This window comes from Agrobacterium tumefaciens, from assembly GCA_025559845.1.
Lineage (GTDB): Bacteria > Pseudomonadota > Alphaproteobacteria > Rhizobiales > Rhizobiaceae > Agrobacterium.
Map to the genome: position 1 here is coordinate 33139 of CP048471.1, position 15085 is coordinate 48223.

18 protein-coding genes and 2 pseudogenes are annotated in these 15085 nt (G+C 52.3%); 15 read left to right on the forward strand and 5 right to left on the reverse strand.

Features of this window, described 5'->3' with window-relative positions; all coding sequences use genetic code 11:
- Positions 1 to 244 precede the first annotated feature (244 nt).
- On the forward strand, positions 245 to 1729 hold the full coding sequence (locus FY156_27395; protein UXS05300.1) for an ATP-binding protein: 1485 nt from the start codon (positions 245 to 247) through the stop codon (positions 1727 to 1729).
- Between the two features lie 43 nt (positions 1730 to 1772).
- Here FY156_27395 and FY156_27400 read toward each other — a convergent pair whose 3' ends face one another.
- Positions 1773 to 2444 carry a response regulator transcription factor gene (locus tag FY156_27400; protein UXS05301.1) on the reverse strand — a complete coding sequence of 224 codons (672 nt, stop codon included), beginning with the start codon at positions 2442 to 2444 and terminating at the stop codon, positions 1773 to 1775.
- A gap of 296 nt (positions 2445 to 2740) precedes the next feature.
- On the opposite strand from FY156_27400, the gene FY156_27405 reads away from it, so the two are divergent.
- The 8 genes and pseudogenes from FY156_27405 to FY156_27440 all read left to right on the forward strand — a co-directional run bounded on the left by FY156_27405 (position 2741) and on the right by FY156_27440 (position 6846).
- Positions 2741 to 3835, forward strand: a complete 1095-nt coding sequence (locus tag FY156_27405; protein ID UXS05302.1) for a helix-turn-helix transcriptional regulator — start codon at positions 2741 to 2743, stop codon at positions 3833 to 3835.
- Between the two features lie 144 nt (positions 3836 to 3979).
- A complete protein-coding gene (locus FY156_27410; protein ID UXS05303.1) occupies positions 3980 to 4174 on the forward strand; it encodes a hypothetical protein in 195 nt (64 codons plus the stop codon).
- A 267-nt stretch (positions 4175 to 4441) separates the two neighbouring features.
- The gene (locus FY156_27415) at positions 4442 to 4741 is read left to right on the forward strand and encodes a type II toxin-antitoxin system RelE/ParE family toxin (GenBank protein ID UXS05304.1); all 300 of its coding nucleotides are present in this window, start codon (positions 4442 to 4444) and stop codon (positions 4739 to 4741) included.
- Positions 4742 to 4892: 151 nt separating this feature from the next.
- On the forward strand, positions 4893 to 5201 hold the full coding sequence (locus tag FY156_27420; protein ID UXS05305.1) for a type II toxin-antitoxin system RelB/DinJ family antitoxin: 309 nt from the start codon (positions 4893 to 4895) through the stop codon (positions 5199 to 5201).
- Positions 5198 to 5490, forward strand: a pseudogene (locus FY156_27425) (type II toxin-antitoxin system RelE/ParE family toxin). Before FY156_27420 ends, FY156_27425 begins: the two are co-directional and overlap by 4 nt.
- Before the next feature lie 143 nt (positions 5491 to 5633).
- Positions 5634 to 5885 (forward strand): type II toxin-antitoxin system Phd/YefM family antitoxin, encoded by a 252-nt coding sequence (locus FY156_27430; GenBank protein ID UXS05306.1) that lies wholly within the window; start codon positions 5634 to 5636, stop codon positions 5883 to 5885.
- Positions 5882 to 6340, forward strand: coding sequence for a type II toxin-antitoxin system VapC family toxin (locus FY156_27435; GenBank protein UXS05307.1), 459 nt, complete (start codon positions 5882 to 5884; stop codon positions 6338 to 6340). The genes FY156_27430 and FY156_27435 overlap by 4 nt, the downstream gene beginning before the upstream one ends.
- Positions 6341 to 6549: 209 nt before the next feature.
- Positions 6550 to 6846, forward strand: a complete 297-nt coding sequence (locus tag FY156_27440) for a nucleotidyltransferase domain-containing protein (GenBank protein ID UXS05308.1) — start codon at positions 6550 to 6552, stop codon at positions 6844 to 6846.
- Between the two features lie 473 nt (positions 6847 to 7319).
- On the opposite strand, the pseudogene FY156_27445 reads toward FY156_27440, so the two are convergent.
- A pseudogene (locus tag FY156_27445) lies at positions 7320 to 8587 on the reverse strand (hypothetical protein).
- A gap of 201 nt (positions 8588 to 8788) precedes the next feature.
- On the opposite strand from FY156_27445, the gene FY156_27450 reads away from it, so the two are divergent.
- A complete protein-coding gene (locus FY156_27450) occupies positions 8789 to 9895 on the forward strand; it encodes a Fic family protein (GenBank protein UXS05309.1) in 1107 nt (368 codons plus the stop codon).
- 144 nt (positions 9896 to 10039) lie between these two features.
- Here the strand turns inward: FY156_27450 and FY156_27455 are convergent, their stop codons facing one another.
- Complete coding sequence (locus FY156_27455; GenBank protein ID UXS05310.1) at positions 10040 to 10327, reverse strand: type II toxin-antitoxin system RelE/ParE family toxin; 288 nt, start codon at positions 10325 to 10327, stop codon at positions 10040 to 10042.
- A 3-nt stretch (positions 10328 to 10330) separates the two neighbouring features.
- Complete coding sequence (locus FY156_27460; GenBank protein UXS05311.1) at positions 10331 to 10597, reverse strand: type II toxin-antitoxin system ParD family antitoxin; 267 nt, start codon at positions 10595 to 10597, stop codon at positions 10331 to 10333.
- Positions 10598 to 10865: 268 nt separating this feature from the next.
- On the opposite strand from FY156_27460, the gene FY156_27465 reads away from it, so the two are divergent.
- The 4 genes from FY156_27465 to FY156_27480 all read left to right on the forward strand — a co-directional run bounded on the left by FY156_27465 (position 10866) and on the right by FY156_27480 (position 12237).
- On the forward strand, positions 10866 to 11120 hold the full coding sequence (locus tag FY156_27465) for a type II toxin-antitoxin system ParD family antitoxin (GenBank protein UXS05312.1): 255 nt from the start codon (positions 10866 to 10868) through the stop codon (positions 11118 to 11120).
- Entirely contained in the window at positions 11120 to 11413 is a 294-nt protein-coding gene (locus FY156_27470; GenBank protein UXS05313.1) for a type II toxin-antitoxin system RelE/ParE family toxin, read from the forward strand. The genes FY156_27465 and FY156_27470 overlap by 1 nt, the downstream gene beginning before the upstream one ends.
- Before the next feature lie 150 nt (positions 11414 to 11563).
- Entirely contained in the window at positions 11564 to 11818 is a 255-nt protein-coding gene (locus tag FY156_27475) for a type II toxin-antitoxin system Phd/YefM family antitoxin (protein UXS05606.1), read from the forward strand.
- On the forward strand, positions 11815 to 12237 hold the full coding sequence (locus FY156_27480) for a type II toxin-antitoxin system VapC family toxin (protein UXS05314.1): 423 nt from the start codon (positions 11815 to 11817) through the stop codon (positions 12235 to 12237). The genes FY156_27475 and FY156_27480 overlap by 4 nt, the downstream gene beginning before the upstream one ends.
- A gap of 703 nt (positions 12238 to 12940) precedes the next feature.
- On the opposite strand, the gene FY156_27485 is transcribed toward FY156_27480, so the two are convergent.
- Entirely contained in the window at positions 12941 to 13879 is a 939-nt protein-coding gene (locus tag FY156_27485; GenBank protein UXS05315.1) for a LysR family transcriptional regulator, read from the reverse strand.
- A 182-nt stretch (positions 13880 to 14061) separates the two neighbouring features.
- Here FY156_27485 and FY156_27490 point away from each other — a divergent pair, with 182 nt between their 5' ends.
- Positions 14062 to 15021 (forward strand): tripartite tricarboxylate transporter substrate binding protein, encoded by a 960-nt coding sequence (locus FY156_27490; GenBank protein ID UXS05607.1) that lies wholly within the window; start codon positions 14062 to 14064, stop codon positions 15019 to 15021.
- The last annotated feature ends 64 nt before the right edge of the window (positions 15022 to 15085 follow it).

The window sequence follows — 15085 nt, forward strand, 5'->3', positions numbered from 1 at the left end:
AGTCCAGTTGTTTAAGGACCCTAGGTCGCAATAGTTCATCAGACTATGGTCTGATGGTGCTAAGCCAAAAGTTTGAGTGGTATTGCGGGTTTGGGGCAATCAAATTAAAGTTCTGAAATATTTATGTTTATTTCGGACGAATGGTTGCATCCGAAAGGGGCAAACATCCAATCCGGGGTGACTTTCTGTATTTGTTAAGATCGAATTCTAAGCGGTCCGTGATCTATCATCAGAAGGTTTGGACATGACGCATTCGCAGCCTGAAGACATTGCTGAACGAGTGAAATTGGATGGTGGATCACCTAACAAATGGAGACCATCGTGGCGGCGGTTAACAGACTGGTTCCGGGATCTGCATCTCTCGACACAATTCATGATCCTGATGTCGCCGATCGTCTTGGTGCTGATGTCGTGCCTCACATTCTGGGCTGCTGATCGGGTGGAGCGGGCGATGCTTGCCGGAGCAGGTGGGGTGGGCGCGCTTTATTTGGAGACCTTTGTTTCTCCGCTGATCGCGGAGGCCGATATCAGCAATGATGCGATCAACCCTGTTCTCGTCTCACGACTGGAGACTCTCCTCGGCACAGGACCAATCGGTCAGCATGTACGTACCATCAAGCTCTGGCGCGCAGATGGCAGTATATTATATTCAACGAACAACCAGAAAATTGAAAATCCGAGAGTCTTCGACGAACTGAAAGCTGCTCTGTCCGGTGAAATCGTCGTATCTCGCACAGAGGTCGACAAGCACGCGTACACAGGCGACGAAAAGCAAAGCCTTCTGATCGAAGTCTATGCGCCGCTACTACGTGATCGGAATGGGAAAATCATTCTCGTTGGCGAGTTTTACGAAGAACCGAACTACCTGATCGCCGAACTTCGCTCGGCCCAACGCGGAACTTTCCTCATCGTCGCAGCCGTCACTCTACCGATGTTGGTTCTGCTATATCTTATAGCTCTTGCCGCAAGCAGACTGATCGAGAGGCAGAAGCGTGCGATTGAGGCAAACCTCCTCAACGCGCTAGATTTATGGGAACAGAACGACAAGCTCAGAAAAGCGGCAGATTATGCGCGTCTTGAGGCGGGGAAGCTGAACGAAAAAATACTGGATCAGATTGGCAATGATTTGCACGATGGCCCCGTGCAGGTTCTGACCCTTATCAGTCTTCGTCTGAGCGATATGATTGCAGAGCAGCGCACTCGAGAAGCAAAGGTCAACCCTGATCTTGAAAAGCTGTTGAGTTTCGTCTCAGGCGTCCTGGCGGATCTGCGAAAAATTTCCGCCGGTCTATCATTGCCTGAACTGGATGAGCTCAGCCTGAGTGAAACGATAAAGCTCGCCGTTGCGCGATACAGGGATCTCACGGCGTTCCCCGTTGAGATTGACGGGGTGATCCCGCACGAGATGTACAAACCTCACCTGAATGTATGCGTTTACCGCTTTATTCAGGAAGGCTTGATGAACGCGTTTCGACACGCAGGCAATAATAAGCAGAAGGTCAGGTATCGCATCCACGATGAAAAACTCATTATCGTGGTGGCTGATGTGGGGGATCGTGTTGTACGTCCAAATCAGAATGCGGCAGCGCGCGTGAAACTTGGTTTGACCAGTCAAAAGCGGCGTGTGAGGTCATTTGGCGGAAAAATGCGGATATTCAGGCGGGCGTCCGGCACAATTATTGTCGCAGTTTTGCCCATCAATCAGCTCTCGTCAGATGAGATGATCTAGCACCCGTCTAGAGCTTGAGTTACAGCGAATTTTTGGCGTCATTTTAGTTGAAGAGATCGCGCGGCCCACCAATTTTTTGCGCAGCGAGAACAGCTTCGACACGATTTCGTACGTCGAGTTTCTGCATCAGGATCGTCATATAGTGTTTGACGGTTTTTTCGCTGATATCGAGACTTCTGGCGATTTCCCGATTTGTGTGTCCTCTCACAAGGAAGGAGACAATCTGTTCTTCGCGGACGCTTAAGCGCCTGTGCTGTATTGCTTTCCTTCTGGCTTCATCAGCCTTCATTGACATTATGACCTTAGTCGCAAAGCCTGGCGTCATATAAGTCTCACCGTTTCGCGCAGCAATAATTGCATCGTGAAGGTCGGTCGAACTGCTTCCTTTGAGAACGTAACCGGAAACGCCGCAATTGAGAGCCTTGATTGCAGTCTCGATGCTAGAGGTCGCCGTGAATATTACCACCTTGGTTCCCGGCATTGTCTGGATAATAACTTCTATCGCAGCCATAGAGTCACCGGGCATGCTGAGATCCACGACAATCACGTCAGGCGCAAGCTGTTCTGTGAGCTTGATCGCGTCTACAGCATTGTGGCCCTGGCCGACGATCCTCAAATCTTTCTTGTTCGAGTAAAGGCTAACAAGCCCTTCAAGAAGGATAGGGTGATCGTCAACAAACGCGACGGAAACAGGTGCGCTAACAACTGATGACATTGATTCAGCCTCACAGTTACTTGGGCTGGAAAAATACCACAATAGAATCTCTCTAAACAACTCGCTATAAATGAAGATGTTGGACGGTTTATAGGCACTAAAGTATTAGTGATGGATAATCATTTGTTATTATATACATAGCCCAGATTAACTGCCGCCTTTGTAAGTTCCTATGATCGCTCATTATTTATCGATTAAAATGCTCAACATTCACTCCTAAAAATAATCAAGTAAAATTGAATAACCACTAGATTTAAGGGGGTCTTCAACTAGAATTGCCTTGGAAAGGAGGGGCAATGCCGGTTGACGTCTCACAGTTTTATCGTTCGCTTGATCAGTTTCAGGATGCCGCTGTCGAGCCTGAGCGCTGGCCATTGCTGATGGAAAGTATTTCTGTGGCCAGCGGCGCTGCCGGGGTGAACATCATGTCGCCTGCTGAGCGTAGCTCTGTCTGTGGCATACTTTTCACCGATAGCCTTGCAAGAATCATGGAGGCGTACCTCCGTGACGAGTGGTACACTCGCGATCACAGGGCACGGTTTATTCCTCTGATGAAGCGCAGAGGCGTCGTTCTTGAGGCAGACATCGCAAGCAGCGAAGATATTCAGTCTCTCGAATATTATAGGTTCATGGCAAGTCACGGCTTCCAACAGACTGCTGTGATTAATTTCACATCAGGCACCGATGACTTTTTCCTGGTCCTTCAGCGTAGGTATGGCGATGGGGGATTTGAGGATAGGGATCGTGCTCACTTCGTGGCTCTGCAATCGCAACTTCAGACTTCATCCCGCATCATGTCGCTGTTTTCAAATAGTGAAATGATTGGACGGTTGGCGGCATTTGAACGCGCGAACGTCCCATGCGTATTTTTTGACCGACAGGGTAGGGTGGTTGCCTCAAATGAGCGTGCCGAACGTCTGCAATCGGACGGCATTAGAATACTGAATAAAAAACTTGTCGCGTCGTCTCCAAAGGAAACTTCAAATTTCGAAGCCTTGTTGCGCAAGGTTATTCACGCACCAGAGCAAGCTTCCGGGGAAGTCCTAGTATTTTCCCGCCCTGCAAATAGACCCATCCTCGCACGGATCGAGCGTGTGCAATCCAATCTCAAGGATGTTTTTTCCCGCGCGCATATTATGGCGTTGTTCGAAGATTTAGCGGCACCTAATGGTACTGACCCCGATGTTCTGCATCGGCTTTTTGGTCTGACACGTTCGGAATGCAGAATTGCAGCCCTGCTTCTGCAAGGCTCTGATTTAAAGGCCATCTCGGATGATCTAGGCATTCAATATGAAACAGCGCGCGCGCACTTGAAATCTATCTTCAGGAAAACCGAGACTGAACGTCAGGCTGAGCTCTGCCTGTTGCTCACACGCGTCCGGTTAGGGTAACGCCTAGCGGTTAACGATTAAGAGGAAAATAGAGTGCTTTCCCCCATATGGGGTATGACGCGGTTTACCTTATCTGGTTTCGTTTGCGAAGTTGTAAGCACAACGACACTGCCGATACGGCTTTGCTAGGTGAGGAGATATCTGATGAACTCGTTCGTATTCCTTTCAAGCCGTTTTCTTTCACCTCTCGACAATGATCACACGCTTGATCCTTCAGTCAAAGGGTCTAATACGCATCCGGTAGCCCCGCAGTTCTCAAACCTCGACCCACAGCCATTTCCGCCAGACGCTCATCCCGGCCTTAAGGACGAGATCGACACTGTGTCTGTAATGAAGTGAAGCGCAGTATGCCCACTGCGTTTTTTCAACCCTTTTAAACAATAGCGTTGCGTCAAGCTGGGGGTCACAAACACATTTGCCAGAGGCACTGGGAGTCCGCACAATTCGCGGGATACGGATTTCGAATATGTCCTTCCTAGTCGATCGGTCTGCCACCAAAAGATCGAGGCGATTCTAGCCTCGAAAGGCAATTGGCAAAGTGCGGCGCTGGCAGCAATTTCTTGGCTTTGTGACCTTTAGATTGTCGAGAAAGTTCGCTCGCCGACAATGGCCGTGCGCCGGCTTGATGTGACCGTTCTTTTCGCTGTTGGTCTTTACAGCTGGCTTTGCCTGCTGATCCTTGCTGCGTCCGGTTCATGCGCTCGATACGCATGTTGGCTTGGCTCGAATTTGCACATAGAATCTCGACCCCCACGTATGGTGCGCGAGCGCAAGGAGATTTCTCCGCCTGTCAGGATACATCCTTTCAAAGCGCACCTCGTCGTTCATCGCATCATGGAGAACGGAAGCATACTCGTAATCCGTATCAGGCATGGCCATGAGGATTGGGGAGGCGATCCCCTATGATTAATACCTTCGTCACCCTCATTACGTGTCTGTCGTCGGTTCACGCTTCATCCAGAGCTCAAAAGAGCCATCCGCAGATAATGGCGGCGCAAATTTTACCTAGAAAGCGTCATTCAATTGCATTGCTATCCGGTTGAATCTGGAGATAGCCATGGCCGCCAACGCACTCGTCCAAACACGTATTGATGCCGAGGTTCGGGATCGTGCTTCTGCCGTGCTTGAAAGCATGGGCCTCACGGTATCTGATGCGGTTCGTATCCTGCTCACCCGGACTGCTAATGAGGGGGCTTTGCCCCTTGAACTTCTTTCGAGCAGTGAAGCGCATGACGCCTGGTTTCGGACCAAGGTGCTCGAAGCATTGAACGATACTCGGCTCGATTTATCAGACGAGGAAGTTGAGGCTCATTTTTCCGAACGTCGAGCAGCAGCACGTCTTAAAGCTGGTGTGCCCAAATCGTGAAACTTATTTGGTCTGCATTTGCGTTATCGGATCGCGACGCCATCTTTACGTACATTGAGGCAGATCATCCCGCCGCCGCCGTTCTGATCGATGAGCGGATTGTCGCTGCTACCCGTCGTTTACTCGATTTTCCTGCCAGTGGGCGCGTGGGCAGAATTGCTGGCACACGCGAACTCGTCATCAACGGTACGCCCTACTCGCTGCATATACCATTACTGAAACGACAGTTCGAATTCTTCGTGTGCTTCATGGCTCGCAAGAATGGCCAGAACATATGCCGCCAAAATAATCGACCCACTCTCTCGGAGCCGGTGGTTCGATTCCTATCAAGAGCTTAATGGGAACGATGATTCAGGCGTACAGATTTCACGTATATTGATTATCGCAGTATCTCGCTATATGACTATATATGGTCATTGTTCTGGAGGTCAGATGTCAAGCATTAGTGTTGCCGAGGCAAAAGCCAGATTTGCTGGCCTCGTGGATGAAGCGGCGAAGGGTGAGTTTGTTACGATCACGAGGCACGGAAAACCCGCTGCTGTGATCGTGAGTGTGGAAGCTGCAGAGGTCGCTAAGAAAGCACTGAAGAGGCCTCGTGCAAACTTTGGTGATTTCTTGTTGACCTTTCCGGGTGGAGCAGATTTCGAGCGTGATCATTCCGAAATGCGCGATGTAGATCTGTGAACGGTTATCTGCTCAATACGAATATCATCAGCAAATTTGCGCCTGATAAGGTCTCTCCCTCAGCTGAAGTTCGCGAGTGGTTTCACCAACAAGGCATGGCGGACGCGCTGTTCTTGTCCGCAATGACAGTTGCTGAGATTGAAAGGGGTCTAAGATCGCTTCATCGCCGTGGTGGTTTTGAAAGAGCGAAACGCCTTTCTCTCTGGCTGGATTTTATTACTAGCACCTTTGATGATCGTATCTTGCCGATGGATACTGTTGTCGCTCGCATCGCTGGATCTATGGAGAATGAAGCCAAAGGAAGAGGCCAGAACCCGGGCCTTGGCGATATCATCATTGCTGCGACAGCTCGAGCATACGATCTGACGGTAATTAGCGAGAATATGCGGCACTTCGAACCTTTGAACGTCGCTGTAGATTTCCCGGTTTTCTTCAAGACGGATCAATCGAGCTAGAGAAATCTCTGAAACTGCGGTTCGGAGGTTCGATCCAGCTTAAGAGAGTTTCTAAGGAATATGCGTCACCATGAGACCGTTCACGTAGACCAGCCTGTATTCCTTGGAAAGTGGCAATTTGGATGGGAGTGGGTCGGGGTTGACGCTAAGCCAGTGGAAATGCTCGCCGACCGGCTATATCTACAGGGAGAGCCAGGTATGAGGCGGAAATGAGTGTCGTTGCTGCAAGTTTTGGTGGTCGTATTGCATCTCCCGGCGGGTATCCGGAGTTGGAGACGCTGCTTGCCCGTATCAGAGCGGCATATAACCCGATCGACGTGATCCTATATGGCAGCCGCGCCCGCGGAGAGGCGACAAGCCAGAGCGACTGGGATTTGAAAGTGATCGTTTCCGACGAAGCTCCAGAGCGCTTTTTTCGCCAATGTCTGGTTGGCGACTTCAGGAAGGTTCTGGCGTTTATGCCGATGTCTCCTGTATCAGGCTTTCGGATTTCCAGGCTGATCTAAGCGTGGCAAACTCGGCATCTAACCATATTGTGGCAGACGGCATCGTGATTGATGTGCGCTGATCTCCACATCGCAAATTCTCTTCGGCTAGCGCATGAAGATTTGGTGGCTGCGCAGGCCCTATCGGCAATCGACAACCGAAACGACGTCTTCCATCTACAGCAGGCTGCTGAGGAAAATTCTTCTCGCGCTCCTCAATTCGAAAACATCAAGGCAGAGCGTAGAGATTCGCATCGCCTTGACGTCCTGCGAGACCTCTTGCCGGAAGACAATACTTTCAAGGTGAAATTTTCACCAATCACGTTCCTTGCCGTCTATGCAACGACCTACCGTTACCGAAAGGATGCTGGTCGTTTGCCTCAGAGAGGCGAGAAGGATGAAATCGAAGTTGCCGCGAAGATACTGCAGGTAATTTTGGCGGACGCAGCCGCTCACTTCGGCGTAGCGTTGACCGATTCTGATCGAATTCCAGCAAAACGAATTACACCACATTTCATATCCTCAAGCCGGCGTTCCGATGTCGGATAGTGTCCGCGCGGGCAGACGCGTAGCTGGCGAAGGTTCTTTTGTCTGAGCCCAAGGTGCAGGCCAAGCCGAAGCAACAGGAATGCTCTGACGGCTTCGGCGGCAGGTCGTGGGTATCTGTTCTCGTCCGGCATACGTTTCACGATCTCGTCCGTGATTTTGCGATATTCCGCTAATGGACTGTCCGCTTCAAGTACATACATGATCGGTTCAAATGGATCGCGATGCACACGCATCACTCGCTGGATCTCCTTGGAACGGTTCGCGGCATGTCGGTGAAACGCATCACAGGCACCATGCCAGTCGCGAGCCGCGAAGTCGATTTCTTCCTGCTCAATCAAGCCCACGATGGGCCTGACGTTCTTAAGCAGTTCCGGGTGTTGCCGGATCCAGCCGACATCCGCGCGAGATAGGGCTTGGGCGACCATCAGCATGTCTTCTTCCCATTTGGTGTAAAAGCCACGTCGTTGTTCCCGCCACTGCAGATACCAGTCCCAGACGCCAGGGAAGATGAGGAGGCCAAAGCTTAACTGGCTAAGCGGTACGCCACAGTCCTTCACGACGCTGCTTGGGAAAGCTGCTAGTGCGCGCCCTGGCCCCAGGATAGCAGCGTCTTGTTGTCAAAGGTCTCATTCAGATGAACGACGGCGCGATAGAGCTGCCAGTAGGTGTCGCCGAACCGCCGCATATGATAGATCAATGCGTCCTGAAAGCTCACCGGATCTTCAGTCGCTTCAAATAGTGTGTCTGGGAACGGGCTGATCGGTTTTGGCGCAGGGCCGCGCTGTGTCGATGCGGACCGGGCAAAGGTGCCGTCGGTCGCCGCGCGTTGCGGCTTTCCGGTCGAGGATGCGGAAGCCGCTTTCTTGGCGGGAACGATTTTGGTCGGGCGGGCCTTTGACTTTGGTGGCCGTCGCTCTTCGGCTGCCGGTGGTGCGCCGAGCCATCGGATGATGGCATCCAGAGCAGGCCGGAGCTGCTTTTTCAGTCCTACCGTCAACTCGGCTTCGATCCCACACGCCTGACCGATAGTCGTCCAGTCGATATGGCCGTTCAGAAGCGGTGGCGATTTTCGGTAGACAATCAAACTGGCCAGATAAGGCCGTATATTTTCCAACACTCGCCTGGATGCGATCGGAGCGATACGAAGCTCGCAGAATTCCGAAATTTTTCGCTGAAAATGACGTGATGAAAGGTCGTGTTTGGTCATGCTCATTCCGTTTCTCTCGACACCGATGCCGAGGGCGAGCGGAAATAGGGGGCGCCCGTTAACAAAATATGTTTAGGGCAAGACGTTTAACGTCGATCGCTGCGTCTTGAATGGAGAGCCGCAGCCTGTGGTGCTGAGCGATAGACGGACTTGCAATAGCTCATATATGGCAATAATTATGAGTTATAGAGATGGATCCTATAACTCATGAAATGGAACTGGCAAAACACGGATTGGCCAAACTTCAGGTACGACACCGCAAGGATGGTACCGTTGGAGCAGAGATTCTTGCAGTCCGCCGGCGAGGTTATCGGTGCTATCCGGCATTTCAACGAGGACGACAGCAACCAACTTCGTATTGAGTTGCTGAGCGACGAAGCGGTCAAGACCTCAGAGATTGAGGGGGAATATCTCGACCGCGTGAGCGTCCAGTCGTCACTCCGCCGACAGTTCGGGCTAAACACTGATGACAGACAGATCCGCCCCCAGGAGCGGGGGATCGCCGAGATGATGGCGGATGTCTATCGAAGTTGGCATAGGCCACTGCGTCATGAGGGCCTGTTGCACTGGCATTCAATGCTGATGGCCGGAAACCGATATATTGAAACGGTTGGTGCTTACCGCACACATGAAGACGCCATGCAGATCGTGTCAGGTCGACTGGATAAGCCGACAATCCACTTTGAGGCTCCCCCGTCTCGCCAGGTTACCGATGAGATGGAGACTTTCATCGCATGGTTCAATCAATCCGGGCCAAGTGGTCAAGCGTCGCTTCAAGCTTTAACGCGCGCAGCCGTAGGCCATCTTTATTTTGAAAGCATACATCCATTTGAGGATGGCAACGGCCGAATTGGGCGCGCGCTGGCTGAGAAATCCCTGTCGCAAAACATAGGGCAGCCAAGTCTCATTTCACTCGCTTTCACAATCGAGAAGAGCCGGAAGGCCTACTACTCCGAGCTTGAGCGGCACCAGCGCACGCTTGATATCACCGACTGGATCATTTTCTTTTCAGAAACGATCCTGGATGCTCAACGGGCGACGCTTGAGCGCATAGATTTCTTTATTCAGAAAGCAAAGTTCTATGATCGCTTTCGAGGCCAGTTGAACAAGCGGCAGGAAAAGGTAGTTGCGCGTATCTTCAAGGAAGGCACGGCAGGCTTCAAGGGGGGGCTAAGTGCCGAAAACTACATTTCAATCACAGATACATCTCGCGCTACAGCAACACGCGACCTTCAGCAGCTTGTGGAGATTGGTGCACTGACGCGTACGGGCGAACGTCGGCATACCCGGTACTCTCTGTCACTACAGAAATAAATTGCTGCGATGCAAATGAACTAGGTGAAGGGCTGTTCGATTCCGCTCAACAGCAAGACGATTGCTCTCCGCTGATCTGCAAGATGACGCTAAAAGCAACCATTCCCTTGGTGTTTCGCTTCAAGCCACCGCAGCGTGATTTGATCATTCGCCACAAAGGAATACGCCATAGTCCGAAGCGCCATGCAGGAAGTGGATAATGACCACTTTGGCGGCTTCAACGCGATAGAAGATCAGGTAGTTGCCGTGAACGTGTCGACGGATTCTATGATGTTCATAGCGAGGCACCAGGGCGAAACCGTTTGGGTTTTGGATAAGATCTTCACACCGGCTCCGCAGCTCTCTGATAAATGAGAGAGCGCGCCGTGGATTGTGCTCGGCAATGTAATCGGCGATCTGCTCAAGATCGCCCTCGGCCTCTGGTAAAATCAAGAATCATGCGGAATTTTCGGCTTTGTCAGCTATCGCCTGATATTTTGCTTCGAGACGGTTGAACACATCATTGGCCGACTTAGTCCGACCGGAGTCCGCATCAGAGATGCCGCGCGTGATTGAAGCATCCAGAGCGGCCAGTCGCGTTTCACGATCCTGAACCAGTCCCACGCCCTCGCGCAGGACTTCGCTTTTGGAGCCGTAGCGACCTTTATCCACGAGCTGCTGGATGTAGCTTTCAAGCTGCTTGCCCAAATCGGCGCTGATCACGCGTATCTCCTTCGTGGATCACGGAAAGAATATAGTCGTTTATCAACTATTATCAAACGGCGAGTGAGCGCTCTTGCTGTTCAGCGCTATCCTTCTCGAATAGGCGGCCCGTAGAGACTTCGGCAACCATTTGGTCGGTGCGAACTAGTTGAAATTGCAATTAGCAGGTCACCTTTTCATGTCTGTTCAAGAGCTTAATCACGACGCATTGTAGATTTGACAAACTTTGCCATCGGGATGTATTTTTACTTACATCTAGGAGGCTCAAATGGCGACGATGAATGTATCCCTACCAGACCCCATGAAAGACTGGGTTGAAGCGCAAGCCAAGACCGGCAGATACTCCAATGCGAGCGATTACGTTAGAGATTTGATACGCAGAGACCAGGCTCGTACGGACAAGATTGCCGAGATGCAGCGCTTTGTGGACGACGGTATTGAAAGCGGCGTTGGAAACCAATCGTCGGATGAGCTGTTTGCTGCAGCCAAAGCGCGAGCAAAGATCAGCAGCGATCGCGACTGATGCCGTTTAACCTCTCGGTACAAGCGGAAGAGGATATCGTTTCCATCGCGGAAGAAGGCATCCGCGTTTTCGGAGCACTTGTTGCCAAACGATATCACGATGAGCTCTTTGCCTTGTTCGAACTCATTGCCGCCAACCCACGAATGGCGCGCGAGCGCAATGAGATTTCTCCGCCTGTCAGGATACATCCTTTCAAAGCTCACCTCATCGTTTACCGCACCATCGAGAACGGAAGCATACTTGTAATCCGTATCCGGCATGGCCATGAGGATTGGGGAGGAGATCCCTTCTAAATTAGTTCCTTCGTCGGCCTCAGTACGTGTCGGTCGTCGGTTCAAGCTTCATCAAGAGCTTAAAAGGACGGCAGCCACGCGATGCCAGAAAGGGATTGCGCGATGAAAATGAAGGCGCTATATGTAGGTACGTTCCTACATGAGGTGCCTATGGCTACGACTAGCTTGACCAGCCGCGAACTGAATCATGATGTTGGCAGAGCGAAAAAAGCTGCTGAGGCAGGGCCTGTCGTCATCACCGATCGAGGCAGACCTTCGCATGTGTTGATGACGTACGGTGAGTTTGAGCGTCTGACAGGTAAGCGTCACAATCTTGTCGATGCGCTTTCAATGCCAGGATTGTCGAATATCGATTTCGATCCGTCTCGGTCGGTCATTGCAACTCGCGAAGTTGATCTCTCTTGAAATACTTGCTCGACACAAACGTTGTCTGCGAACTCCGTAAAGTGGGTGACGGTAAAGCTGATCTGAACGTGACGACCTGGTTAGGTGCGCAGGATTCTCGTGATCTGTATATTTCTGCCATAACAATTTTAGAGCTCGAGCGTGGCATACTCAGCATCCAGCGCCGTGACATCGAGCAGGGTTCTCGCTTACGAACGTGGATGGATAGGCGAGTTCGCCCGGAGTTCGCTGAGCGCATCATCTCTATCGATGAAGCAATTGCGACGCGATGTGCTCACTTGCATATTCCGGATCGCCGCAATGAAGCAGATGCACTCATCGCGGCGTCAGCTGTCGTGCATGGGCTAGTGGTTGTCACACGCAACATTCAAGATTTCCAAGGTACAGGCGTTGTTCTCGTAGACCCATGGCGTGCCTAAGGACCGGCATGCAGGGCGCCTCGAAGTCGAAATTGTTTCTGCGAGCCCGGTAGAAACCTCGTTGAGTTTTTCGAAATCCAGAGGTCTCCCGTCCAGATCTTATCAAGACCCGGACTCTAACGGGTCAGCGACCCTGATCTCTTCAAGAGCTTAAAATAGCCGTGATGAGAGACGACCTTGTGATCCTTCGATTGGCCACGTTTGGTCGTCGTGGCTGACAGAAGAGAGGGCTGGCTGCACGCCCATTTCATCATGGAGCCATTGCCACTTGCCGATGCCATGCGGCCAGCACTCACGAGCAACTTTGGATATGCCGCGGTTCGCGGCGGAGAGTGCTGGCATACCGGCTGCAAGACTTAAGCCGAGGCAAATTTGCGATTGGTTAGGGTTCTGGCCTTGTATTATAGTCATTTCACTGATGCGCAAGATCGCGAACCGGCATAGGAACCGGTAAAATATGCTCATCTACACACTCATAAAGTCTTGTTTTTGATTGCTTTACAAGCAGAATATGAACCGGCATTAAAGGCGGTATGGATATCGCATTTATGGAACCTATGGTGCCCTTTGACGATAAGGCCGCTCTTGGAGATAAAGGTTTGACGCTGGTTGGCGAAGGCACTGATCCCCTGCCTCTCAATTCATGACAAATCGATGGGCCGAACGTTCGAATTTCATCAAGAGCTTAATTCGCCCTATGCTATCAAGGAGTATAAAACTTTTCTCCTTCTACATAGTCGGTAACACGACGGACTTCACGAACGATGGTATCGGCCAGATGCCGCGCGGCTGGTGACAGTTCGCGGTTCTTCAGCCGGATCAGCGACATGGCCCGTCGGATATGTGGTTCCGTTAGGGTCATCACCCGCGCGGTCTGTGGCGGGTGTTTGGCAAGCCTCGTGCTGGGCTGGACGGCGATGCCTAGTCCCGCTTCTGCCATGGCGATAATCGTCTCGGCCTGAATGAACTGGTATCGGTTTGTCTCGACCAATCCGTTGTCGTGCAGGACATGATCGACGATCCGCCGCATTGCCGTTTGCGGCGCAGGCAGAAGGATCGGGAAATGAGCGATCTCTCGCCAGGTCACGGTCTTCTTCGTTGGATCCAAGAAGCGCGGGTGAACTACCGCATGCAGCGGCTCGACCAGTATGGGACTGAAGTCGAACGCTTGGTCCGTTCCATGTGGACCGATCGCGAAATCGACTTCATGTTTACGTAGCGCGGCGTAGAGATCGGTCGAGGTCAGCTCCCGGATTGTTACCGCCACTTCCGGAAACTCGCTGACGAACTGCGTCAAGACAGGAGGCAGATGGACGGATGCGACATGGGAGGAGCTGGCGAGTGATAGCTGCCCGCGCTTCAGGTCTGCGGCCTCGCGTATCTCGCGAAGCCCATGCAGGATCTCGTAATGGGCCTTTCGCAGACTTTCTTGCAGTTTGGTGCCTTCTTCCGTCAATTTGACGCTGCGTGTCGTACGCTCGAAAAGCTTCACTTGAAGCTGCTCCTCCAATTGACGGATCTGGACACTGACGGCTGAATGGGCGCGGTTGAGCTTCTCGCCAGCCAGTCGAAAGCTTCCTTCGCTGGCCACGACCAGAAAGGTCTGGAATAGTCGCAGATTGATGTCATTGATCGTATCCACAGGCCCCTCCGCATTGGTCATCTAATGATACCAATCGGTATCATTATTATACTTGCTTTGCCACCGCCTACGGGTTCAATCTTGCCAAACCGCAATTCGGGAAGGGATTGCCGGTATCGGCTGGAGGGCCGGTTTTCAAATCGGGAGGAAGTATCTTGGACAATTTTGAAATCCGTAAGGGGATGAAACGCCGTACGCTTCTCGGGTGCGGCGCGGCCTTTGTCGCGGCACAGCCGTTTGCCTTCGGCACGGCGAGAGCCAATGCCTATCCGAGCGAGACTATCAATTATATCGTCGCCTTCGGCGTCGGCGGCGGCAGCGATATCGTCGCGCGCACCATGGCCAAGGTGATCGACGAGAAGAAGCTCATTCCGGTCAAGATGCTGGTGGAAAACCGGCCGGGCGGCTCGGGCGCTGTCGGCTATTCCTACATCAGTTCCCGTAAGGGCAATCCCTATTATCTCGGCGGTGTCGGCGTCAGCTTCTTCACCACGCCGCTGCTCGGCAAGATGCCGCTGAGCTACAAGGACTTCACCCCGCTCGCCGCGATCGCGCGCTCGCCCTACATCCTGGCTGTGCTCGCCGATTCCAAGATCAAGTCGATCGATGACCTCAAGAGCGCCAAGGGGCTGACCATCGGTTCGGCCGGTGCGGTCTCCGACCCGGCACTTCTATCGCATCTCCTCAACAAGCAGCTCGGCAGCTCGATCAAGGTCGTGCCCTATGACGGCGAGGGCGAGGTGATGGCGGCGGTGCTCGGCAAGCATCTCGATCTTCTGTTCGGAAATCCCAACGAGATCCTCGAACAGGTCAATGCCGGCAAGATGCGGGCGCTGGCGGTGACATCGGCGGAACGGATGGGCTCTCTTCCGGAGGTTCCAAGTTTCAAGGAACTCGGTCATGATATCATCCATACCCAGCTCCGCGGCATCATCATGCCCAAGGACGTTCCGGCGGAAGCGGTCTCCTATTGGGAAGGTGTGATGAAAACCGTGGCGGAAAGCCCGGAATGGCGCAGCCAGTACGTCGACCGGTTCAACGAAATACCGCTCTTCCTCGACAGCAAGCAGTTCGGCGAGGAAATCGTCGCAACCTCGCAGCGTTACGAGACGCTTATGCGCGAGCTCGGCCTAATCAAGTGAGGCCGATCAAGTGAGATTGGCGGCCTCCGGTCAGTTCGGGGGCCGATAGTCCCCGAAAATTTCA

Bases quoted from the DNA above. Each gene is read 5' to 3' on its own strand.
- FY156_27395 (UXS05300.1), top strand. From the start codon at position 245: ATGACGCATTCGCAGCCTGAAGACATTGCTGAACGAGTGAAATTGGAT.
- FY156_27400 (UXS05301.1), bottom strand. From the start codon at position 2,444: ATGTCATCAGTTGTTAGCGCACCTGTTTCCGTCGCGTTTGTTGACGAT.
- FY156_27405 (UXS05302.1), top strand. From the start codon at position 2,741: ATGCCGGTTGACGTCTCACAGTTTTATCGTTCGCTTGATCAGTTTCAG.
- FY156_27410 (UXS05303.1), top strand. From the start codon at position 3,980: ATGAACTCGTTCGTATTCCTTTCAAGCCGTTTTCTTTCACCTCTCGAC.
- FY156_27415 (UXS05304.1), top strand. From the start codon at position 4,442: ATGGCCGTGCGCCGGCTTGATGTGACCGTTCTTTTCGCTGTTGGTCTT.
- FY156_27420 (UXS05305.1), top strand. From the start codon at position 4,893: ATGGCCGCCAACGCACTCGTCCAAACACGTATTGATGCCGAGGTTCGG.
- FY156_27430 (UXS05306.1), top strand. From the start codon at position 5,634: ATGTCAAGCATTAGTGTTGCCGAGGCAAAAGCCAGATTTGCTGGCCTC.
- FY156_27440 (UXS05308.1), top strand. From the start codon at position 6,550: ATGAGTGTCGTTGCTGCAAGTTTTGGTGGTCGTATTGCATCTCCCGGC.
- FY156_27450 (UXS05309.1), top strand. From the start codon at position 8,789: ATGAAATGGAACTGGCAAAACACGGATTGGCCAAACTTCAGGTACGAC.
- FY156_27465 (UXS05312.1), top strand. From the start codon at position 10,866: ATGGCGACGATGAATGTATCCCTACCAGACCCCATGAAAGACTGGGTT.
- FY156_27470 (UXS05313.1), top strand. From the start codon at position 11,120: ATGCCGTTTAACCTCTCGGTACAAGCGGAAGAGGATATCGTTTCCATC.
- FY156_27475 (UXS05606.1), top strand. From the start codon at position 11,564: ATGGCTACGACTAGCTTGACCAGCCGCGAACTGAATCATGATGTTGGC.
- FY156_27490 (UXS05607.1), top strand. From the start codon at position 14,062: ATGAAACGCCGTACGCTTCTCGGGTGCGGCGCGGCCTTTGTCGCGGCA.